The 18,588-nt window shown below is 37.8% G+C and carries 22 protein-coding genes, 1 tRNA gene and 2 pseudogenes; 18 read left to right on the top strand and 7 right to left on the bottom strand.

The features are described from left to right. Positions 1 to 67: 67 nt before the first annotated feature. The 4 genes from SM12261_RS05830 to SM12261_RS05815 form a co-directional block, all read right to left on the bottom strand. The gene (locus SM12261_RS05830; RefSeq protein WP_000780809.1) at positions 68 to 685 is read right to left on the bottom strand and encodes a histidine phosphatase family protein; all 618 of its coding nucleotides are present in this window, start codon (positions 683 to 685) and stop codon (positions 68 to 70) included. Beyond that, a complete protein-coding gene (locus SM12261_RS05825) occupies positions 682 to 1,167 on the bottom strand; it encodes an aminoacyl-tRNA deacylase (RefSeq protein ID WP_078228420.1) in 486 nt (161 codons plus the stop codon). Before SM12261_RS05825 ends, SM12261_RS05830 begins: the two co-directional genes overlap by 4 nt. After that, complete coding sequence (locus SM12261_RS05820; protein ID WP_000954107.1) at positions 1,167 to 2,009, bottom strand: DUF368 domain-containing protein; 843 nt, start codon at positions 2,007 to 2,009, stop codon at positions 1,167 to 1,169. The genes SM12261_RS05825 and SM12261_RS05820 overlap by 1 nt, the downstream gene beginning before the upstream one ends. 94 nt (positions 2,010 to 2,103) lie before the next feature. After that, on the bottom strand, positions 2,104 to 2,904 hold the full coding sequence (locus tag SM12261_RS05815; protein ID WP_001227594.1) for a glycoside hydrolase family 25 protein: 801 nt from the start codon (positions 2,902 to 2,904) through the stop codon (positions 2,104 to 2,106). A gap of 155 nt (positions 2,905 to 3,059) precedes the next feature. Between SM12261_RS05815 and glmU the strand changes: the two genes are divergently transcribed. The 7 genes from glmU to SM12261_RS05780 all read left to right on the top strand — a co-directional run bounded on the left by glmU (position 3,060) and on the right by SM12261_RS05780 (position 9,197). Further along, positions 3,060 to 4,439, top strand: a complete 1,380-nt coding sequence (gene glmU, locus SM12261_RS05810) for a bifunctional UDP-N-acetylglucosamine diphosphorylase/glucosamine-1-phosphate N-acetyltransferase GlmU (RefSeq protein WP_000073765.1) — start codon at positions 3,060 to 3,062, stop codon at positions 4,437 to 4,439. Between the two features lie 9 nt (positions 4,440 to 4,448). Then, a complete protein-coding gene (locus tag SM12261_RS05805) occupies positions 4,449 to 4,994 on the top strand; it encodes an NUDIX hydrolase (protein ID WP_000393817.1) in 546 nt (181 codons plus the stop codon). Positions 4,995 to 5,005: 11 nt separating this feature from the next. Beyond that, positions 5,006 to 5,317 (top strand): cell wall synthase accessory phosphoprotein MacP, encoded by a 312-nt coding sequence (gene macP, locus SM12261_RS05800; protein WP_000517861.1) that lies wholly within the window; start codon positions 5,006 to 5,008, stop codon positions 5,315 to 5,317. A 16-nt stretch (positions 5,318 to 5,333) separates the two neighbouring features. After that, complete coding sequence (locus tag SM12261_RS05795; RefSeq protein WP_000689782.1) at positions 5,334 to 6,026, top strand: 5'-methylthioadenosine/adenosylhomocysteine nucleosidase; 693 nt, start codon at positions 5,334 to 5,336, stop codon at positions 6,024 to 6,026. A gap of 76 nt (positions 6,027 to 6,102) precedes the next feature. Beyond that, the gene (gene rocS / locus SM12261_RS05790; RefSeq protein ID WP_000021242.1) at positions 6,103 to 6,594 is read left to right on the top strand and encodes a chromosome segregation protein RocS; all 492 of its coding nucleotides are present in this window, start codon (positions 6,103 to 6,105) and stop codon (positions 6,592 to 6,594) included. A gap of 240 nt (positions 6,595 to 6,834) precedes the next feature. Continuing rightward, positions 6,835 to 7,425: a 3'-5' exonuclease gene (locus tag SM12261_RS05785; RefSeq protein WP_078228418.1), complete on the top strand. Its 591-nt coding sequence runs from the start codon at positions 6,835 to 6,837 to the stop codon at positions 7,423 to 7,425. Positions 7,426 to 7,433: 8 nt separating this feature from the next. Next, on the top strand, positions 7,434 to 9,197 hold the full coding sequence (locus tag SM12261_RS05780; protein ID WP_023946939.1) for a glycerophosphoryl diester phosphodiesterase membrane domain-containing protein: 1,764 nt from the start codon (positions 7,434 to 7,436) through the stop codon (positions 9,195 to 9,197). A 72-nt stretch (positions 9,198 to 9,269) separates the two neighbouring features. Here the strand turns inward: SM12261_RS05780 and SM12261_RS05775 are convergent, their stop codons facing one another. Beyond that, positions 9,270 to 9,569 carry a YbaB/EbfC family nucleoid-associated protein gene (locus SM12261_RS05775; protein ID WP_023946937.1) on the bottom strand — a complete coding sequence of 100 codons (300 nt, stop codon included), beginning with the start codon at positions 9,567 to 9,569 and terminating at the stop codon, positions 9,270 to 9,272. A gap of 156 nt (positions 9,570 to 9,725) precedes the next feature. Between SM12261_RS05775 and SM12261_RS05770 the strand changes: the two are divergent. Next, positions 9,726 to 10,529, top strand: a pseudogene (locus SM12261_RS05770) (IS5 family transposase). 215 nt (positions 10,530 to 10,744) lie between these two features. Further along, positions 10,745 to 12,080, top strand: a pseudogene (locus SM12261_RS05765) (Nramp family divalent metal transporter). 112 nt (positions 12,081 to 12,192) lie between these two features. Here SM12261_RS05765 and SM12261_RS05760 read toward each other — a convergent pair. Both SM12261_RS05760 and SM12261_RS05755 read right to left on the bottom strand, forming a co-directional pair. Further along, positions 12,193 to 12,435 (bottom strand): type B 50S ribosomal protein L31, encoded by a 243-nt coding sequence (locus tag SM12261_RS05760; protein ID WP_000710764.1) that lies wholly within the window; start codon positions 12,433 to 12,435, stop codon positions 12,193 to 12,195. 95 nt (positions 12,436 to 12,530) lie between these two features. Then, on the bottom strand, positions 12,531 to 13,466 hold the full coding sequence (locus SM12261_RS05755) for a DHH family phosphoesterase (protein WP_078228416.1): 936 nt from the start codon (positions 13,464 to 13,466) through the stop codon (positions 12,531 to 12,533). Positions 13,467 to 13,569: 103 nt separating this feature from the next. Here SM12261_RS05755 and SM12261_RS05750 point away from each other — a divergent pair, with 103 nt between their 5' ends. The 9 genes from SM12261_RS05750 to SM12261_RS05710 all read left to right on the top strand — a co-directional run bounded on the left by SM12261_RS05750 (position 13,570) and on the right by SM12261_RS05710 (position 18,586). Next, complete coding sequence (locus SM12261_RS05750) at positions 13,570 to 14,013, top strand: flavodoxin (RefSeq protein ID WP_001162125.1); 444 nt, start codon at positions 13,570 to 13,572, stop codon at positions 14,011 to 14,013. A gap of 115 nt (positions 14,014 to 14,128) precedes the next feature. Beyond that, complete coding sequence (locus SM12261_RS05745; protein ID WP_000362429.1) at positions 14,129 to 14,395, top strand: chorismate mutase; 267 nt, start codon at positions 14,129 to 14,131, stop codon at positions 14,393 to 14,395. Beyond that, positions 14,392 to 14,766: a fluoride efflux transporter CrcB gene (crcB, locus tag SM12261_RS05740; protein WP_000712104.1), complete on the top strand. Its 375-nt coding sequence runs from the start codon at positions 14,392 to 14,394 to the stop codon at positions 14,764 to 14,766. The genes SM12261_RS05745 and crcB (SM12261_RS05740) overlap by 4 nt, the downstream gene beginning before the upstream one ends. After that, complete coding sequence (gene crcB / locus SM12261_RS05735) at positions 14,760 to 15,089, top strand: fluoride efflux transporter CrcB (RefSeq protein WP_004241771.1); 330 nt, start codon at positions 14,760 to 14,762, stop codon at positions 15,087 to 15,089. Before crcB (SM12261_RS05740) ends, crcB (SM12261_RS05735) begins: the two co-directional genes overlap by 7 nt. A 118-nt stretch (positions 15,090 to 15,207) precedes the next feature. Beyond that, positions 15,208 to 15,555: a 50S ribosomal protein L19 gene (gene rplS, locus SM12261_RS05730; RefSeq protein WP_001068669.1), complete on the top strand. Its 348-nt coding sequence runs from the start codon at positions 15,208 to 15,210 to the stop codon at positions 15,553 to 15,555. Positions 15,556 to 15,597: 42 nt separating this feature from the next. Beyond that, a tRNA-Arg gene (locus SM12261_RS05725) sits at positions 15,598 to 15,669 on the top strand. 236 nt (positions 15,670 to 15,905) lie between these two features. Next, positions 15,906 to 16,787, top strand: a complete 882-nt coding sequence (locus SM12261_RS05720; protein ID WP_001227896.1) for a hypothetical protein — start codon at positions 15,906 to 15,908, stop codon at positions 16,785 to 16,787. Between the two features lie 16 nt (positions 16,788 to 16,803). Continuing rightward, positions 16,804 to 17,700, top strand: a complete 897-nt coding sequence (locus tag SM12261_RS05715) for a hypothetical protein (protein ID WP_001227897.1) — start codon at positions 16,804 to 16,806, stop codon at positions 17,698 to 17,700. A gap of 4 nt (positions 17,701 to 17,704) precedes the next feature. After that, entirely contained in the window at positions 17,705 to 18,586 is an 882-nt protein-coding gene (locus SM12261_RS05710; protein ID WP_000163164.1) for a hypothetical protein, read from the top strand. Positions 18,587 to 18,588: the final 2 nt, after the last annotated feature.

Below are 18,588 nucleotides of genomic sequence, written 5' to 3'. Positions count from 1 at the left end.
AATAAGCAAGAAATTCACGGATAATCTTTCAAAACTAAAAAGAACTTGACGCTAAAATCAAGTTCTGTTATTGATAGGAAGTATCATTCCAAGTATCGAGTGTAAATGTTTCAAAATCATGAGTTTCTAAAATTGTCAGGCTGGCATTTGCTAGACCGCCATCTTTACGAAGAAGAGGTTCTTTATAACCTAAAAGAGTACGGAGACTGGCAGTAAGATTGGCACCGTGGCCGACAATTAGAATACACTCAGCTGGACTATCTTTTAATGATTTGATAAATTGGATGGTCCGTTGCGTGGTGCTATAGAGGGATTCGGCTCCAAACATTTGAGTGTCAAATTGAGCAAGATTAGATCGAAAAGCTTTGATTTGTTGAGGGTAAATAGATTCCAAGGTTGCAATTTTCAAACCTTCCAACTTCCCCAGCTGCCATTCACAGAGATTAGAAACACTTTCTAAAGGACAGGGGGTCTGGAGTTGACTTTGGATAATTTCAGCAGATTTGACCGCTCGAGGTAAATCACTTGAATAAATCTGTTCGAAAGGAATATCCTTGAGATACTGGCCTAGTTGTTTTAGGGATTCAATGGATTCAGGAAGAAGGGGAGAATCTCCACTAGCACCTTGAAAGCGTCCTTCCTGGTTCCAGAGGGTACGACCGTGGCGGACAAAGTAGAGTTTCATTCTTGGCTACCCTCCAAGATATCTGCAAAGTCAGCTTTTACAAAGCTAGCCAAGTCTTGCGGAGCGACGATAATGCTGTGACCAACTTCGCCTGCAGAGACAATCATTTGATCCAAGTCTAGAGCGATCTTATCGATAAAAATGGGATAATTGTGTTTCTGACGAATTCCGACGGGATTATTGGCTCCATGAATATAACCTGTTGTTTTTTCCAAGTCCTTTTGTGGAATCATGCTCACTTTTTTATTGCCAGAAATTTTGGCTAGTTTCTTTTCCGACAAGTGTTGAGTGATAGGGACAATTCCGATAATTGGTCCTGTTTTATCTCCCAAAAGAGCCAAGGTTTTGAAAATCTGATCTCGTTCATAACCTTGAGGAAGCTCTCCTTCCAGGGCATTGATTTGAATACCCTGATGTGGGATACCTGCCTTAGACAGGATTTGTTCCACCAATGTTTTTTTGATTTTAACTTTTTTTGCCATTATTTATACTTATCCTCCAATTGGCTCATCCAAATACCAAGCCAAATTCCCAACGCAAAGAAGAAGGCGATGATGACATACCCAACAAGAGAAATACCAGTGTATTGGATACTTTCAGTGTTTCCTGCATTTGGAATTAAGATCAAAAGGGTACTTGATAGGACGATGCCGATGATGAAATGATAGACGCGTGAGTGGTAGTTGTTTAAGGCATAATCCATCAATTTTGAAAAAATGATGAGAGTTGCACCTGCCCCGATTCCAATCGGGAAGAAGGTTCCCAAGAGGTCAAAGGTTTTAAAACCTGTCAGCATAGGAGCATAGAGGCCCAAAATCAAAAGTAGGTTTGATGGGCTGAGGCCAGGAACTAATACGCCAAGAGCCAGTAGTGCACCAGCTAGGACGAAATTAAGAAAGCTGGCACTTAAGGTTCCAACGACAAAATTTAAGGCATAGAGTCCTAATCCAGAGATGATAAAGGTTGTCCAGAACCAAGCTAAATCAATCTTGTCTCGGTCAGATTCTCGAGTTGATTCCTTGAGGAGGCTAGGAACTGTACCAATGATGGCGCCCGCAAAGCTCCATAAGACAAAGACCTGATAATTTTCAAGCAGGTATTCAATCGGGTAGGAAAATAAGCCGATTCCCAGAAGCATACCGATGGCAACTGGAATAAAGTACAAAACATTTTCTTTAAAGTCCTTAAAGGGATGGGCCAGAAATCCAATCATCCGTTCATAAATTCCTAAGATTGCTGCTAGAACCCCTCCGGAAATTCCTGGTAGGATAAATCCAAGAGCAATCACAATCCCTTTAATAAGGCGTGCTAACCATGAGAGCATATGTTTCCTCCAACTATTTCTATTTCAAAAAATCCTTATTATATTGTATCACAATCAAACACAAAAAGAAAAAGCAAATGCTAAACAAATGCTTTTATGGTTTTAAAAAGAGTTTTCTAAAGGTTTCTTCTTTGTTTTTTAAGGAAGAGATGACGTTGATATCCAAATCATGGTCAAAACCAGCAATTTTTCCTTTAGAAGTGTACTGGTGGATGTCGTAATCTAAATCAGTTTTTGGGGTTGTCTCGTAAAAACCTGAGTCAGAACCATAGGAAGGAATCCACACAGACGTAAATTTGTCTGTATCAATACTATGTTCTTCCATAAAATAGACCCCAACGTAGATTCCGATGTTTTTAGCACCCAGTGATTCTAGCTTTGCTCGAAAGGCTTCAACACCCTCGTTCATATTGGACATGGTTTTTTCTTCCACGTCTAGCCAATAGTAACTTGGACTGTAAGGCGAAGAGGCGTTATAGAATACCTCAGCAGCTTTTTCCATTTCCTGGACATTTTTTCCAGCTACATAGGCATAGACACCAACTGGGACATTTCGTTTTTGAAACTCTGTGATATGGGTTTTAAAGGCCTTATCAACACCATTAACATAGGAAGCATCGTTCTCTTTGGACGTTTGAGCACCACTATGGACACGAACAATAGCTCCAGAAATGTTTTGCGACAGAGTATCGTAATTAATTTCCTCAGGACGTTGCCAACCAGAAACATCAATTACCGGTTTATCTATATTATGTAGCGCTTGTGATTCTACTTGCGCGATATTTGACTTTGTTTTTACAGGATGGTCCTCAAAACGAGGGCGATTCAGGATTAAAATGAAAATCATAATCCCAAAAAAACCAAATAAAATAAGCGGATTAATTTTCTTTCTCATATCTCATAATTTTACCTTAAAAATGAAAAAAAATCAAAAAAAATACTCAAAAAATGGGTTAAGGAAAGGACTTTGGAGCATTTTTTCATTCAAGGGCGCGGAATGATTTGAAATATGGTATAATAAAAGGGAATTTCTAGAGAAAAGAGAAGATTATGTCAAATTATGCCATTATTTTAGCAGCGGGTAAAGGAACTCGCATGAAATCTGATTTGCCAAAAGTGTTGCACAAGGTTGCAGGTATTTCCATGTTGGAACATGTTTTCCGAAGTGTGGGAGCTATCCAACCTGAAAAGACAGTAACAGTTGTTGGACACAAGGCAGAATTGGTTGAGCAGGTCTTGGCTGGACAGACAGAATTTGTGACTCAATCTGAACAGCTGGGAACTGGTCATGCGGTTATGATGACAGAGCCTATCTTAGAAGGTTTGTCAGGTCACACCTTGGTCATTGCAGGAGATACTCCTTTAATCACTGGTGAAAGCTTGAAAAACTTGATTGATTTCCACATCAATCATAAAAATGTGGCGACTATCTTGACTGCTGAAACAGATAATCCTTTTGGCTATGGACGAATTGTACGTAATGACAATGCTGAGGTTCTTCGCATTGTGGAGCAGAAGGATGCTACAGATTTTGAAAAACAAATCAAGGAAATCAACACAGGAACTTACGTTTTTGACAACGAGCGTTTGTTTGAGGCTTTGAAAAATATCAATACCAACAATGCTCAAGGTGAATACTATATTACAGATGTCATTGGCATTTTCCGTGAAGCTGGTGAAAAAGTTGGTGCTTATACTTTGAAAGATTTTGATGAAAGTCTTGGAGTAAATGACCGTGTGGCTCTTGCGACAGCTGAAGCAGTGATGCGTCGTCGCATCAATCGTCAACACATGGTCAATGGCGTTAGCTTTGTCAATCCAGAAGCAACTTATATTGATATCGATGTTGAAATTGCTCCTGAAGTTCAAATCGAAGCCAATGTTACCTTAAAAGGGCAAACGAAAATTGGTGCTGAGACTGTTTTGACAAATGGAACTTATGTGGTGGATAGCACTATCGGAGCAGGAGCTGTCATTACCAACTCTATGATTGAGGAAAGCAGTGTTGCTGACGGCGTAACAGTCGGCCCTTATGCCCACATTCGTCCAGGTTCAAGTCTGGGTGCCCAAGTTCATATTGGAAACTTTGTTGAGGTGAAAGGTTCTTCTATCGGCGAGAATACTAAGGCTGGTCATTTGACTTATATCGGAAACTGTGAAGTGGGTAGCAAGGTTAATTTTGGTGCAGGAACTATTACAGTCAACTATGACGGCAAAAACAAATACAAAACAGTCATTGGTAACAATGTCTTTGTTGGTTCAAATTCAACCATTATTGCGCCAGTAGAACTTGGTGACAATTCCCTCGTTGGTGCGGGTTCAACTATTACCAAAGACGTTCCAGCGGATGCTATTGCTATTGGTCGTGGACGTCAGGTCAATAAAGACGAATATGCAACTCGCCTTCCTCATCATCCTAAGAATCAGTAGGAGCCTATCATGGAATTTGAAGAAAAAACGCTTAGTCGAAAAGAAATCTATCAAGGACCAATTTTTAAACTGGTTCAAGACCAGGTTGAATTACCAGAAGGTAAGGGAACTGCCCAACGTGATTTGATTTTCCACAATGGAGCTGTCTGCGTTTTAGCCGTAACCGATGAGCAAAAACTCATCTTGGTCAAGCAGTACCGTAAAGCTATCGAGGCAGTCTCTTACGAAATTCCAGCCGGAAAGTTGGAAGTAGGAGAAAATACAGACCCTGTTGCAGCAGCCCTTCGTGAATTAGAGGAAGAAACAGCCTATACAGGGAAATTAGAACTTTTGTATGACTTTTATTCAGCCATTGGCTTTTGTAATGAAAAGTTAAAACTATACCTAGCGAGCGACTTGACAAAGGTGAAAAATCCGCGTCCGCAGGATGAAGACGAAACCTTGGAAGTTCTTGAAGTGAGCTTAGAAGAAGCCAAGGAATTGATCCAATCAGGTCATATTTGTGATGCCAAGACAATTATGGCTGTTCAGTATTGGGAATTGCACAAAAAATAGAGGAGGTCAGTATGGGTAAACCTTTATTAACGGATGAAATGATTGAAAGAGCTAATAGAGGCGAAAAAATTTCAGGTCCCCCTTTGCTAGATGATGAGGAGACAAAAATTTTACCAACTTCTTCTTCCCGTTTTGGTTATGCCAATCCTAAGGATCATGGTTTTAGCCAGGAAACCTTGAAGATTCAGGTCGAACCGTCTATTCATAAAAGCCGTCGCATTGAAAATACCAAGAGAAATGTCTTCAATTCTAAACTGAATAAAATCTTATTTGCAGTCATCTTTCTCTTAATTTTGCTTGTCTTAGCAATGAAACTTTTGTAATAGAAAAGGAATTGAAATGAAAATAGGAATTATTGCGGCTATGCCAGAAGAACTGGCGTATCTGGTCCAGCATTTAGACAATGCCCAAGAGCAAGTTGTTTTAGGGAATACCTATCACACAGGAACCATTGCCTCTCATGAAGTCGTTCTTGTAGAAAGTGGAATTGGTAAGGTCATGTCTGCTATGAGTGTGGCGATTTTGGCTGATCATTTTCAAGTGGATGCTCTTATTAATACGGGATCAGCTGGTGCAGTAGCAGAGGGTATTGCTGTTGGGGATGTTGTGATTGCTGATAAATTAGTCTATCATGATGTGAATGTCACAGCTTTTGGCTATGCTTATGGACAAATGGCACAACAACCGCTTTATTTCGAATCAGATAAAACTTTTATTGCTAAAATTCAAGAGAGTTTATCTCAATTGGACCAGAACTGGCATCTTGGTTTGATTGCTACAGGAGATAGTTTTGTTGCAGGAAATGACAAGATAGAAGCGATTAAGTCTCATTTCCCAGATGTTTTAGCCGTGGAGATGGAGGGGGCAGCTATTGCTCAGGCAGCGCATGCTCTTAATCTTCCAGTTTTAGTCATCCGAGCTATGAGTGATAATGCCAACCATGAAGCAAACATCTCTTTTGATGAGTTTATTATCGAAGCTGGACGTCGCTCTGCCCAAGTCTTGTTAGCCTTTTTGAAGGCTTTAGATTAAGCGGAAATTTGACAGTTTTTCTAGCTTATGATAAGATTTAAGTAAAGAAAAGCTAGAAAACGTTTCAGAGGATATTATGAGTATTGAAATGACCGTCAGTGAGATTGCAGAGGTCTTAGGATTATCTCGCCAAGCAATCAATAACCGTGTCAAAGAATTACCAGAAGAAGACACAGATAAAAATGATAAAGGGGTAACAGTCGTTACCAGAAGTGGCTTGATTAAGCTAGAAGAAATCTATAAAAAAACGATTTTTGAAGATGAGCCTGTCAGTGAAGATGTCAAGCAACGTGAACTGATGGAGATTCTGGTTGATGAGAAGAATGCAGAAATTCTTCGTCTTTATGAACAATTAAAAGCCAAGGATCGTCAGTTATCAGAAAAAGACGAGCAGATGCGCATCAAAGACCGTCAGATTGCTGAGAAAGACAAACAACTCGATCAGCAGCAACAATTGACCCTTCAAGCCATGAAGGATCAAGAAAATCTTAAGCTAGAGCTGGACCAAGCAAAAGAAGAAGTCCAATCAACTAAGAAAGGCTTTTTTGCTCGTTTATTTGGAGGATAATCAAGGAGCTGTTTAGGTTAAATGCTAACCTGATGGCTTCTTTTGTTTCTAAATAGTATAGTTGCTCAAGTAATACTCAATGAAAATCAAAGAGCAAACTAGGAAACTAGCCGCAGGCTGCTCAAAGCACTGCTTTGAGGTTGTAGATAAGACTGACGAAGTCAGTTACATATATCTACGGCAAGGCGACGTTGACGTGGTTTGAATTAGTATAAAATAACAGTATAGGAGAGGTATAGAATGGAACGATTAGAAGATTACATTGCTTTCGATTTAGAATTTAATCAGCATGAAGGGCAAACACACTTGATTCAAGTATCGGCAGTGCGTTTTAGAGATGGTCAGGAAATCGCTGCCTATGATTCATATGTCCATACTAGTGTGCCTCTAAAGAGTTTTATCAATGGTTTGACAGGGATTACAGCTGAGACATTAAAAGATGCCCCTCCAGTGGAGAAAGTTATAAAAGATTTCCAAGAGTTTGTGGGTTCTTTACCCATGGTTGGCTACAATGCTGCTAAAAGTGATTTGCCTATTCTAGCAGAGCATGGTTTAGACTACAGCCTGCAGTATAAGGTGGACTTGTATGATGAAGCCTTTGAACGTCGTAGTTCAGATTTACACGGTATTGCCAATCTCAAATTGCAAACTGTTGCCTCATTTCTTGGATTTCAAGGTCAGTCTCATAATAGCTTAGAGGATGCTCGTATGACAGCGCGTGTTTACGAGTCCTTTCTAGAGTCGGATCAAGCTAGAGAATTGTTAGGGGCAGAAAGTAGCCTATCGAACAATCCTTTTGGAGGCTTAGACTTGTCTCAATTATTTGATTAGGAGTGTCTATGAAACCTGAAAAACCTAAAAATCTAGGTTTTAAGCAGATATACTTTAATCTAGATAAAATACTCTTTCTCTTTTTCTTGACTTTCATGATGATTGAGTTTGTCTGGTTACCGTCAAATTCTTGGATTGCTGGACTTTTGCTCCGTCAGACAGGTTATCTCTTTCTATCTTACAACAATATTTTTGCCATTATAAAAGGTTCTCCCTTTGTTAGTCTTGCTTTATTTATTCTGGTAATCGTTAATTTACTGATCGCCTATTACCAGATAGGACTTCTCTTTATCGGAGCCCGGCACCTACTCTATCATGAAAAGAGAACTTTGCTGGAGTACAGTCGTAAGGTCTTTCGACAAAGTTTCTTGTTTATGAAGCAAGCGACACTTTCCAAGATAGCCTTTATCTTCTTTTATATCATGATGCTCTTTCCATTGATTCGAAAGATTTTAAAGATTTATTACCTCAATAAAATCGTCATTCCGGACTTTATCGTTGATTATGTGGAAGACAAGTATTGGCTAGTAGGTATAGTGGTTACTATTCTTGCTTTACTTCTATTTTACATTTCAGTGCGCTTGATGTTTGCCCTACCTCAGCTTTTATTTGAGAAGAAAACAGTCAAAGAAGCAGTCAGATACAGTCTAGAGAAGACAAGAAAGCACTCTTGGTTTTATATTTGGAACTTGCTTTGGATTGTCGTCAAAACCTACATATTTTTCATTCTTTTATTGATCCCAATCTTGACAAGTCAGGCACTGATGGATGGTTTGACCCATAAGGAATCTCTTGTGATGGGAATTATTAACTTTGTCTTGATTAAGAATTTCCACTATATGGCCTTGACTTACTTTCTCATTAAGTTTGTTTCCTTCTTAACAGGAGAAGAATTAGAAATCACACCAAGGAGAAAGAAAGACCACTGGATGAGATGGGGAGTGATGGGATGTGCTGCTATCTTTTTCGCTCTTGAGGGTTATGTTTATTTAGAAGCTCCAGTCGCCAATAAACCTTTGATTATCTCTCACAGGGGAGTATCTAATAAGAATGGTGTGCAAAATACCGTCCAATCACTAGAAAAAACCGCTCAGTTATCTCCAGACTTCGTTGAGACGGATGTTCAGGAAACAAAAGATGGCCAGTTTGTCATGATGCATGATGCCAATATCAAGAATTTGACAGGAGTTAATGCCAAACCTCAGGATTTAACCTTGGAGGAATTGACCAAACTCGATATTTCAGAAAATGGTTATCATAGCAAGGTGTCTAGTTTTGATGACTATCTCAATAAAGCCAATGAATTACATCAAAAACTCCTTATTGAAATTAAAACTAGTCGAAAAGATAGCCCAGATATGATGAAACGCTTTATGGAAAAATATGGAACTGTTCTTAAGCAGAATGGTCACCAAATGCAATCCTTGGACTACCATGTGATTGACCAGGTTTTAGCCTACGATACTCAAATTCCAGTCTTTTTAATCCTACCTTATAATAGTATTTTTCCAAGAACCAAGGCCACAGGTTATACTATGGAGTATTCAACCTTGGATGAAAATTTTGTCAACAAGCTTTGGAATACCGATCAAAAATTGTACGTGTGGACCATCAATAGTTCAGAGTCCTTTGATAAATCTGTTCATTTGGGTGCAGACGGCATGATAACGGATGACTTGGAAATGATTCAAGATCAGGTTACCATTGCCCAAGAAGACCCAGAGTATACGGATTTACTGTTCAAACAGGCCATGGAATTCTTTAATTTTTAGTAAGCAAAAAGAGGAACAGTTGTTCCTCCCATGATAGGCAAGTATTCTCTTGAATGCTTGTTTTTCTTATGCTTAGAATGGCAATTTTCCAGCGAAAGCACCTAATTTTTTCTTGGTAGTTTCATCGATTTGTTCAAGAGCAGAGTTGATGGCTTGAACAGTCATATCAGAAAGAGTTTCAAGATCTTCAGGGTCAACGACAGCTGGATTGAAGTCAATGCTGACAACTTTTTTGTCACCAGTTAAGGTCGCTTGAACAAGTTCTTGAGCAGATTTGCCAACAAATTGCATAGCAGCAAGTTCTGCTTGACTTTGTTCCATCTGTTTTTGAAGTTTTTGTGCTTGGCGCATCATGTTTTGCATGTTCATCATGGTGATTTTCAGTTTCCTTTTATCTTATTTTCCTTTTTATTTTATCAATTTTGGGGTTAAAAGTCTAATCTTTTTCTGAGAGAATCTAAGAATTGTGCTTGGCAGTGGAAAATAAAAGTAGACTTCCTGCGAAACAAAATATGATACAATAAAACTATTAATTATGAAGTAAGTAAACAATTACTGATGCACGATTTAAGCGCCTTGTTGGTGTTCAGCGCACTACTTTTGAAGAGATGTTAGCTGTATTAAAAACAGTTTATCAACTTAAACACGCAAAAGGTGGACGAATCCCTAAGATAAGCCTAGAAGACCTCCTCATGGCTACTCTCCAATACATGCGAGAATACCGCACTTATGAACAAATTACGGCTGATTTTGGCATTCACGAAAGCAACTTAATCCGTCGGAGTCAATGGGTTGAAGCAACTCTTATTCAAAGTGGCTTTACGATTTCAAAAACTCATCTTAGTGCTGAGGATACGGTGATTGTGGATGCAACAGAGGTAAAAATCAATCGTCCTAAAAAATCAACTAGCCAATTATTCTTTTAAAAAGAAATGTCATGCTATGAAGGCTCAGGCGATTGTCACAAGCCAAGGGAGAATTGTTTCTTTGGATATTGCAGTGAACTATTGTCATGATATGAAGTTGTTCAAAATGAGTCGCAGAAATATCGGACAAGCTGGTAAAATCTTGGCAGACAGTGGTTATCAAGGGATCATGAAGATGTATTCACAAGCGCAAATTCCGAGGAAATCAAGCAAACTTAATCCACTAACTCTTGAAGATAAATCCTATAATCATGTGCTATCTAAAGAGAGAATCAAGGTTGAGAATATTTTGGCTAAAGTAAAAACGTTTAAAATGTTTTCAACAACCTATCGAAATCGACGTAAACGATTTGGATTACGAATGAATTTGATTGCTGGAATTATCAACTGTGAACTAGAATTCTAGTTTCGCAGGAAGTCTAATAAAAAAACTTTGTACTCTAGAAACCATCTCGTGGCTAGCTAGAGTGCAAAGTTTTTTTAACTATCATGCTTTCCTTAAGAATCATTTCAAAATATGATATAATAAGAATAAATTGGGAATAGGAAATTATTTTCATTATATTTTCAAAGCTCCATTAATAAAATAGGCAAAGACAAGATTAGAAAGTGAATATTCCGATGTCTTCTTACAAAAAGGTCTCTCTTTCTGAGATCAATCAATCTATTGAAACTCCGAATAACAATCATTTTTGGCAAAATCTAAAAGCATTTTTAGGGCCTGGAGCTCTTGTAGCAGTTGGTTATATGGATCCCGGAAACTGGATTACCAGTGTGGTTGGAGGTGCTTCCTATAAGTATAGTCTCTTATTTGTTATTTTGATTTCATCCATCATCGCCATGCAGCTACAACAGATGGCTGGAAAGCTAGGTATCGTGACGAGGATGGATTTAGCGCAGGCAACAGCTCATCATGCCCCCAAGTGGCTCCGCTATAGTCTATGGGTGATTTTAGAATTAGCTTTAATGGCGACAGACTTGGCTGAGGTTATAGGTTCAGCAATTGCCTTAAATCTTTTGTTTAAAATACCGATTATGGTCGCGATACTTCTAACCGTTTTAGATGTATTTCTTTTGCTTTTGTTGATGAAATTTGGGTTCAAGAAGATTGAATCTATTGTTACAACCCTTATCTTAACCATATTAGGTATCTTTTCTTATCTGGTTGCTTTATCTAATCCAAGTATGCAGGGGATTTTTGGTGGCTATTTACCGACTTCGACTTTATTTGAAAGTTCCTTGCCAGGACATGATAGTCAACTGACTTTGGCTTTAAGGATTGTGGGAGCAACAGTCATGCCCCATAATCTCTATCTCCATTCATCCCTATCTCAAACAAGAAAAATCAACCATAAGGATAAGAAAGATATACGAAAAGCTGTCCGTTTTATGACCTGGGACTCAAATCTTCAGTTGTCTCTAGCGTTTGTTGTCAATTCCTTGCTTCTTACTTTTAGGCGCCTCCCTCTTTTTTGGCCATGCATCTGAAATTTCAGCTTTCTCTCAAATGTACAATGCTTTACAGGATTCGACAATAGCAAGAGCGATAGCCAGCTCAACTCTGTCAACTTTGTTTGCTTTAGCTCTCTTAGCAAGTGGCCAAAATTCTACTATTACAGGTACTTTGACTGGACAGATCGTTATGGAAGGTTTCTTGCATATGAAATTACCACAGTGGGTTATTCGTGTCGGAACACGGATTTTTGCCTTGCTCCCTGTGATGATAGTTGCTGTCTTGTTTGGGCATCAAGAAAAGACCTTAGATCAGTTATTGGTCTATTCACAGGTCTTTCTTTCAATCGCTCTTCCATTCTCAATTTTTCCCTTAATTTATCTGACTTCTAAGAAGTCAGTGATGGGAGAATTTACCAATGCTAAGTGGAACACAATTCTAGGCTACGTAGTTTCAATCATCTTGACCATTCTCAATATCAAGCTTCTTTTCGATATTTTTTAACCCCGTTTGAAATCAATTATAGTGTCAGCGTGATGGTTGACAAATAGAAAGTAGTAGTGATTGGTTCATAAAAAGAAGATAAAAAGAACAGTCGAAACTGTTCTTTTTATCATTATTTGAGACCGTATTTTTTGTTGAAACGATCCACGCGTCCATCTGCTTGAGTGAACTTTTGACGTCCAGTGTAGAATGGGTGTGAGTCTGATGAAATTTCCACACGGATCAATGGGTAAGTTTCGCCTTCGAACTCAACTGTTTCGTTAGAGCGTTTTGTTGAACCGCTAAGGAATTGGTAACCAGTAGTTGTGTCCATGAAGACAACTGGGCGATATTCTGGATGGATATCTTTTTTCATTTTGCAATATTTCCTTTCTGCCATGGTCTCTTTGCGAGCCATAGATTGTTACCATACTAGTCTATCAGATTCTGAAAAGTTTGGCAAGTATTTTATCAGTTTTTAAGCAAGTTTTTTAACTTTTGATAGATGATTTCGTTTTCTTCTAGACTGTAGGAATTAGCACCACTTGCTAGAGGGTGGCCTCCACCATCATGTTCCTTGGCAATTTCATTGATAGGATGGATTTTACTGCGTAAGCGAACACGGTAGTGACCATCAGCCTGTTCTACAAAAATCCCCCAGAGACTGACGCTGTCAATCCGACCAGGAGCTCCTACAATAGCGGCAGTTTCAGCATCGGTAACATTGAATCGTTTTAAGATTTCCTGACTCAGGATAACGCGAGCAGCACCATTTTCATCCACTTCCAGATGGTCGTAGATGTAGCCTTGAAGTTTTGCAATTTTGTAACTCATAGTGTCCATTTTGCGAGTGAGAGCGGCAAAGTCAAAGTTATGTTCTCTCAAATAAGCAGCAAGGCGGAGAGTCCGTTCAGTGGTAGAAGGGTAGAGGAAGCGACCTGTATCACCAATAATTCCTGCAAAGAGCAATTCAGCAGCTCGATCTGACAAGGCCAGTTGGGTTGTTTGGGCAAATAGGGTAATCATCTCGCTAGCGCTACTTGAACTAGTATCCACCCAAGATAGGTCACCGTATACATCATCATTTGGATGGTGGTCAATCTTAATGAGAAAATCACCTTGACTATAGCGCTTATCATCGATACGAGCAGTATTAGCTGTATCACAGACGATGACAAGGGCTCCTTGATAGGCACTATCTTCAACAAGATCCATCTCAGCCATCCAAGTAAGAGTTGGTTCATCAAAACCAACGGCTTTGATGGTTTTTTCTGGGAAATGATGTTTGAGAAGAGCTTTCAATCCCACCTGACTTCCCAAGGCATCAGGGTCTGGTTTCATATGACGATGAATGATAATCGTGTCGTATTCTTTAATTTTTTCTAAAATTTGATGGCAAATGTCCATAAATAACCTCAATTCTTTCTCATTTCATTGTAGCACAAGAATTTTTATTTTTAAAATGAAAAAGATGTGATATAATGGAGAAAGATAAATTGAGGAGGACGATATGGCATTAGCAAAAATTGTATTTGCCAGTATGACCGGTAATACCGAAGAAATTGCAGATATTGTAGCAGACAAATTACGTGACTTGGGCTTGGATGTTGATGTTGATGAATGTACAACTGTTGACGCTTCAGACTTCTTGGAAGCAGACATCGCTATCGTTGCGACCTATACTTATGGTGATGGAGAATTGCCAGATGAGATGATGGACTTCTACGAAGACCTAGCAGATCTCAACTTGAATGGTAAAATCTACGGAGTTGTTGGTTCAGGTGACACCTTCTACGACGAATTCTGTAAGGCTGTCGATGACTTTGATCGCGTTTTTGTAGCGACAGGAGCAGAAAAAGGTTCAGAGTGTGTTAAAGTAGATCTCTCTGCTGAGGAAGAAGACATTGAACGCTTGGAACAATTCGCAGAAGAATTGGCTGCAAAAGTAGGATAAGTATAAAAGTGCGCTGATGCAATCAATCAGTGCATTTTTCTTATTGTGAGTTGGGATTTTACTAGCCTATTTGGTGGCTTTTTGATACAATAATTCAAATAAAGGAGGAGATTGTATGGATTTAGATATTATTCGTAAAGAAATTGATCAAATTGACGATCAAATTGTCAAACTGTTAGAAGAACGAATGCATTTGGTTGAGGATGTAGTTGCCTATAAGAAAGCTTCAGGTAAACCGATTTTAGATACTAAGAGAGAAGCGGTTATTTTTGAAAAGGTTAGAAGTCGCGTAGGAGATAAGCGCTATCAGGAGACTATTGTAGCGACTTTTTCGGACATACTCAAACGTTCGCGTGATTATCAGGATCAAAACATCAAATGAAAAAAGAACAATTTTATCCGCTAGGGATTTTTCTAGCTGCCATGTTGGGCGGACTTGTCCGCTATCTAGTTTCTACTTGGTTACCAGCCAGTCCAGATTTTCCTTGGGGCACCCTTCTTGTTAACTATCTAGGTGTTTTCTGCCTGGTGTATCTTGTTAAGGGCTACTTAGTCTATAAGGGAACCAGTAAAGGTGTTATTTTAGCTCTGGGTACAGGTTTTTGTGGTGGTTTGACAACCTTTTCTAGTCTAATGCTTGATGCTGTGAAACTGCTTGATACAGGGCGTTATCTTAGTTTAGTCCTGTATTTGCTTTTGAGCATCGGTGGAGGCCTGCTCTTGGCTTACTATTTGGGGAGGAAGAAATGGTAATGGTCTATCTTGCAATTGCTTGTGGTTTCGGAGCTTTAGTGCGCTATTTCTTTTCCCGCTATAATCAAGATTCTAAATTGCCACTCGGAACGCTAATAGCCAATCTTTTGGGTTGTTTTTTAATTGGATTATTCTACAATCATGTGGAGTCTAAGGAAGTCTATGCTATTTTAGCGACGGGTTTTTGTGGAGGTTTAACAACCTTCTCTACCTTGAATGACGAACTCCAAAGACTGTTAAGTGATAAGAAGGTATTTTATAGCTACCTAGCCTTAACCTACCTAGGTGGTTTGGTTGCGATTTTTTTAGGAATTCTGCTATAAATTTCTTTACTTTTTTGTGGAAATTTGGTAAACTGTATCTTGTGTGTAATGGACGCACAAAAATACAGTTTATCCGCTGAGGAAGGTTCCTCAAGATTGACAAAGATAGGAGAATAAAATGAATCCATTAATCCAAAGCTTGACTGAAGGTCAACTTCGTACAGATATCCCATCATTCCGTCCTGGTGACACTGTTCGTGTACATGCGAAAGTTGTCGAAGGTAACCGTGAACGTATCCAGATTTTTGAAGGTGTTGTTATCGCACGTAAAGGTGCTGGCATTTCTGAAAACTACACAGTTCGTAAAATCTCTAACGGTGTAGGTGTTGAGCGTATCTTCCCAATCCACACTCCACGTGTTGAAAAAATCGAAGTTGTTCGTTACGGTAAAGTACGTCGTGCGAAATTATACTACTTGCGTGCTCTTCAAGGTAAGGCAGCTCGTATCAAAGAAATCCGTCGTTAATTCGACTAAAAAACTCTGCTTTTTCAGCAGAGTTTTTATCTAGCTCCCTTAGTTCAATGGATATAACAACTCCCTCCTAAGGAGTAGTTGCTGGTTCGATTCCGGCAGGGGGCAGTACTTCAATCGAAAAAGCACTGAATGCTCAGTGTTTTTTTATTGTCCTAAAATGGAAACCATTTCAGATGAAAACAGAGGTGTGGTATAATAGGAGAAAATATATGTACTAATTTGGTTGGGATTTCTCTCCTTATTATGAGATCGGATTAAGTATTAGGATCTAGATTTCTGGTAAGGAAAAAAATATTTAAAAAAACACAAGGAGTTATTAAAATAGGATTTGGGTGAAAAGTATGAGGAAGAAATCAATTTTTAAAGCAAGTTTTGAAGAGAGTTTGAATTTATTAGATGATGCTCCACTTCAGTATTCAAAGAAAGAGTATTACGAACATTTAGGAAAGGGATTAAATAATGGAATCCCAAGTATTGGTTTCAGGATTAAGAATATTCTTTTTAGTATTTTCTTTGTTTTTGGTGGAAACTTTCTTTTAGCAGTTTTTGCTAATTCTTTGAACAATGCGGATCCTATGGATCTTACATTACCCATTTATAAACCGCAACTATTGACACCTGAAATTTTCTTGCTTGGTTCGTTTATTTGGCTTGGGTTGATTATAGTTGGAAAAATTTTTCGAGAGCCATTTATACGTCCATATAGACATCGATTTCATATTTTAACATATTTAATTTGGTTAGGTATAGAGTTTAATTTATTAGGAATAACAGTAGCTTTACCGACTCTCACATTAGTAGGTATCGCTGGTATCTATTTTCTCTTATTTATTCTTGCTTTGTTATTTATTCGTACTGAGAGAAGAATTTTAAAAAATCGTTTCTTTGGTGAGGTAAGTGAGAATACTCTAGTTGATAGAGTGGTGCGTTTTATTGCCTTGTATGGTTCCGGAGTATTAGGGATTGCTGTAATTTTAAAGATAATTTTATCCAATACTGGAATAGTTGTTTCGCCTCATTTAACTTTATTAGGATTATTGTTGGTATGGATAGGCTCGGATATCGCTCTTTTGGCAATGATTGTATTTATGGAGTTTCCTTTCTTTTTAGAAGGTTACTACAAATGGAAATACCCTGAAGAATACCGCGAGTGGGAAGGGAAAACTGTAGAAGAGTGGTATGTAAAAAAATATTTTAAAAAACACAAGGAGTTATTAAAATAGGATTTGGGTGAAAAGTATGAGGAAGAAATCAATTTTTAAAGCAAGTTTTGAAGAGAGTTTAAATTTATTAGATGATGGTTTTTTACAGTATCAGAAAAAAGATTATTATAATAAACTTGGGAAAGTCTTTAAGAAAGGGAGACCCTCTTTTTGGTTTGGTATTAAAACTTTTATTCTTAGTCTGTTGTTTCCGATAGGTGTAAATTTCATGCTATTCGTTTTGGCGATGTCCTTACATGATTCTGATCCTAAAGATTTAAGATTAGCGATTTCTCAGTATCCTTTGCTAACAGTCGAGCTTTATTTAATTTGCTTGTTAATTTGGTTGTTATTGGTATTAATGGGTAAATTCTTTAAACGGACGTTTATTCTTCCTTATCGTTATCGCTTTCATATTGTAACCGTTATGATATGGTTTATGTTTGAATTTAATTTGCTGGCCATAACAATTACGTTACCTATATTAACAACATGGGGGATCTTGGTATTTTTTGGACTTCTAGCATTCTTGGCTTATGTAATGTTAAGAACGGAGCTTAGAAGTTTGAAAAATCTAATGTATGGGGAAGTTAAGTCACCTACCTTACTCGATAAAATTGCTAAAGGCCTTGCTATTTATGGAGCAGGTGTATTGGGCTTAGCCGTGATTATTAATTATATATTAAAAGGCTTTTCTATTAATTTTTCATCTTCCATAACTGGTTTTGGTCTCTTTATATGTTGGGTTCTGTTAAATATTGCTTTAATCGCTATGATTGTATTTATGGAATTTCCTTTCTTTTTAGAAGGCTACTACAAATGGAAATACCCCGAAGAATACCGCGAGTGGGAAGGGAAAACTGTAGAAGAGTGGTATGGAAAGAGATACTTGAAAAAGCACTCAGAATTAGTAGAAAAGAAGATTGAGGATTAAACTTATGACAAAAAAGTCGCTATTTAAAGCAAGTTTTGAAGAGAGTTTAAATTTATTAGATGATGGTTTTTTACAGTATCAATTGAAGGAACAAGATAAAAAAATGTCCAAACCTCCAAGGAATGTATTTGACTATTTTAAAAACGCTGTTTTATATGGTATATTGACACTTATTTTCCCAATTGGCATCAATTTCTTGTTATTGGCTTTTTCAACAATGCTTTATACTAGTGACCCAAAAGATTTAGTCTTTCCAATTTCTAATCATAATTTTTTAACGGCTCATGTTTATGTAATCGGGTTATTTATATGGCTTCTCTTAGTTCTAATTGGTAAATTTTTCAAACCATTTTTTATTCTTCCATATAGGACTCATTTTCATGTCATAACGTTTTTGATTTGGTTTGTTATAGAGTTCGATCTCGCTGCTATTGGTTTAGCATTACCATTTCTAACAATTTTAGGGCTTTTTGCTATTGGTTGTATTCTTTTAGCCTTAATTTATTGGATGTTAAGGATAGAACTTAAAGATTTAAAAAATCTAATGTATGGAGAAGTTAAGTTACCTACCTTACTCGATAAAATTGCTAAAGACCTTGCTATTTATGGAGCAGGTCTATTGGGATTAGCTGTGATTGTTAATTATATTTTCAAAGCCTTCTCTATTAATTTTTCACATTCCGTAACTCTTTTAGGTCTCTTCATATGTTGGATTTTGTTAAACATTGGTTTAATTGCAATGCTTATTTTTATGGAGTTTCCTTATTTCCTTTATGCTTACTATAAATGGAAATATCCCGAAGAATACTGCGAGTGGGAGGGAAAATCTTTAGAAGAGTGGTATGGAATGAAATATTTAAAAAAACACAAGGAGTTATTAAAATAGGA

Origin of the sequence: Streptococcus mitis NCTC 12261, from assembly GCF_000148585.2 — a bacterium.
GTDB classification, from domain to species: domain Bacteria; phylum Bacillota; class Bacilli; order Lactobacillales; family Streptococcaceae; genus Streptococcus; species Streptococcus mitis.
The sequence above is the reverse complement of the archived record's forward strand: the minus strand, read 5'-3'. Positions and strand labels throughout refer to the sequence as shown.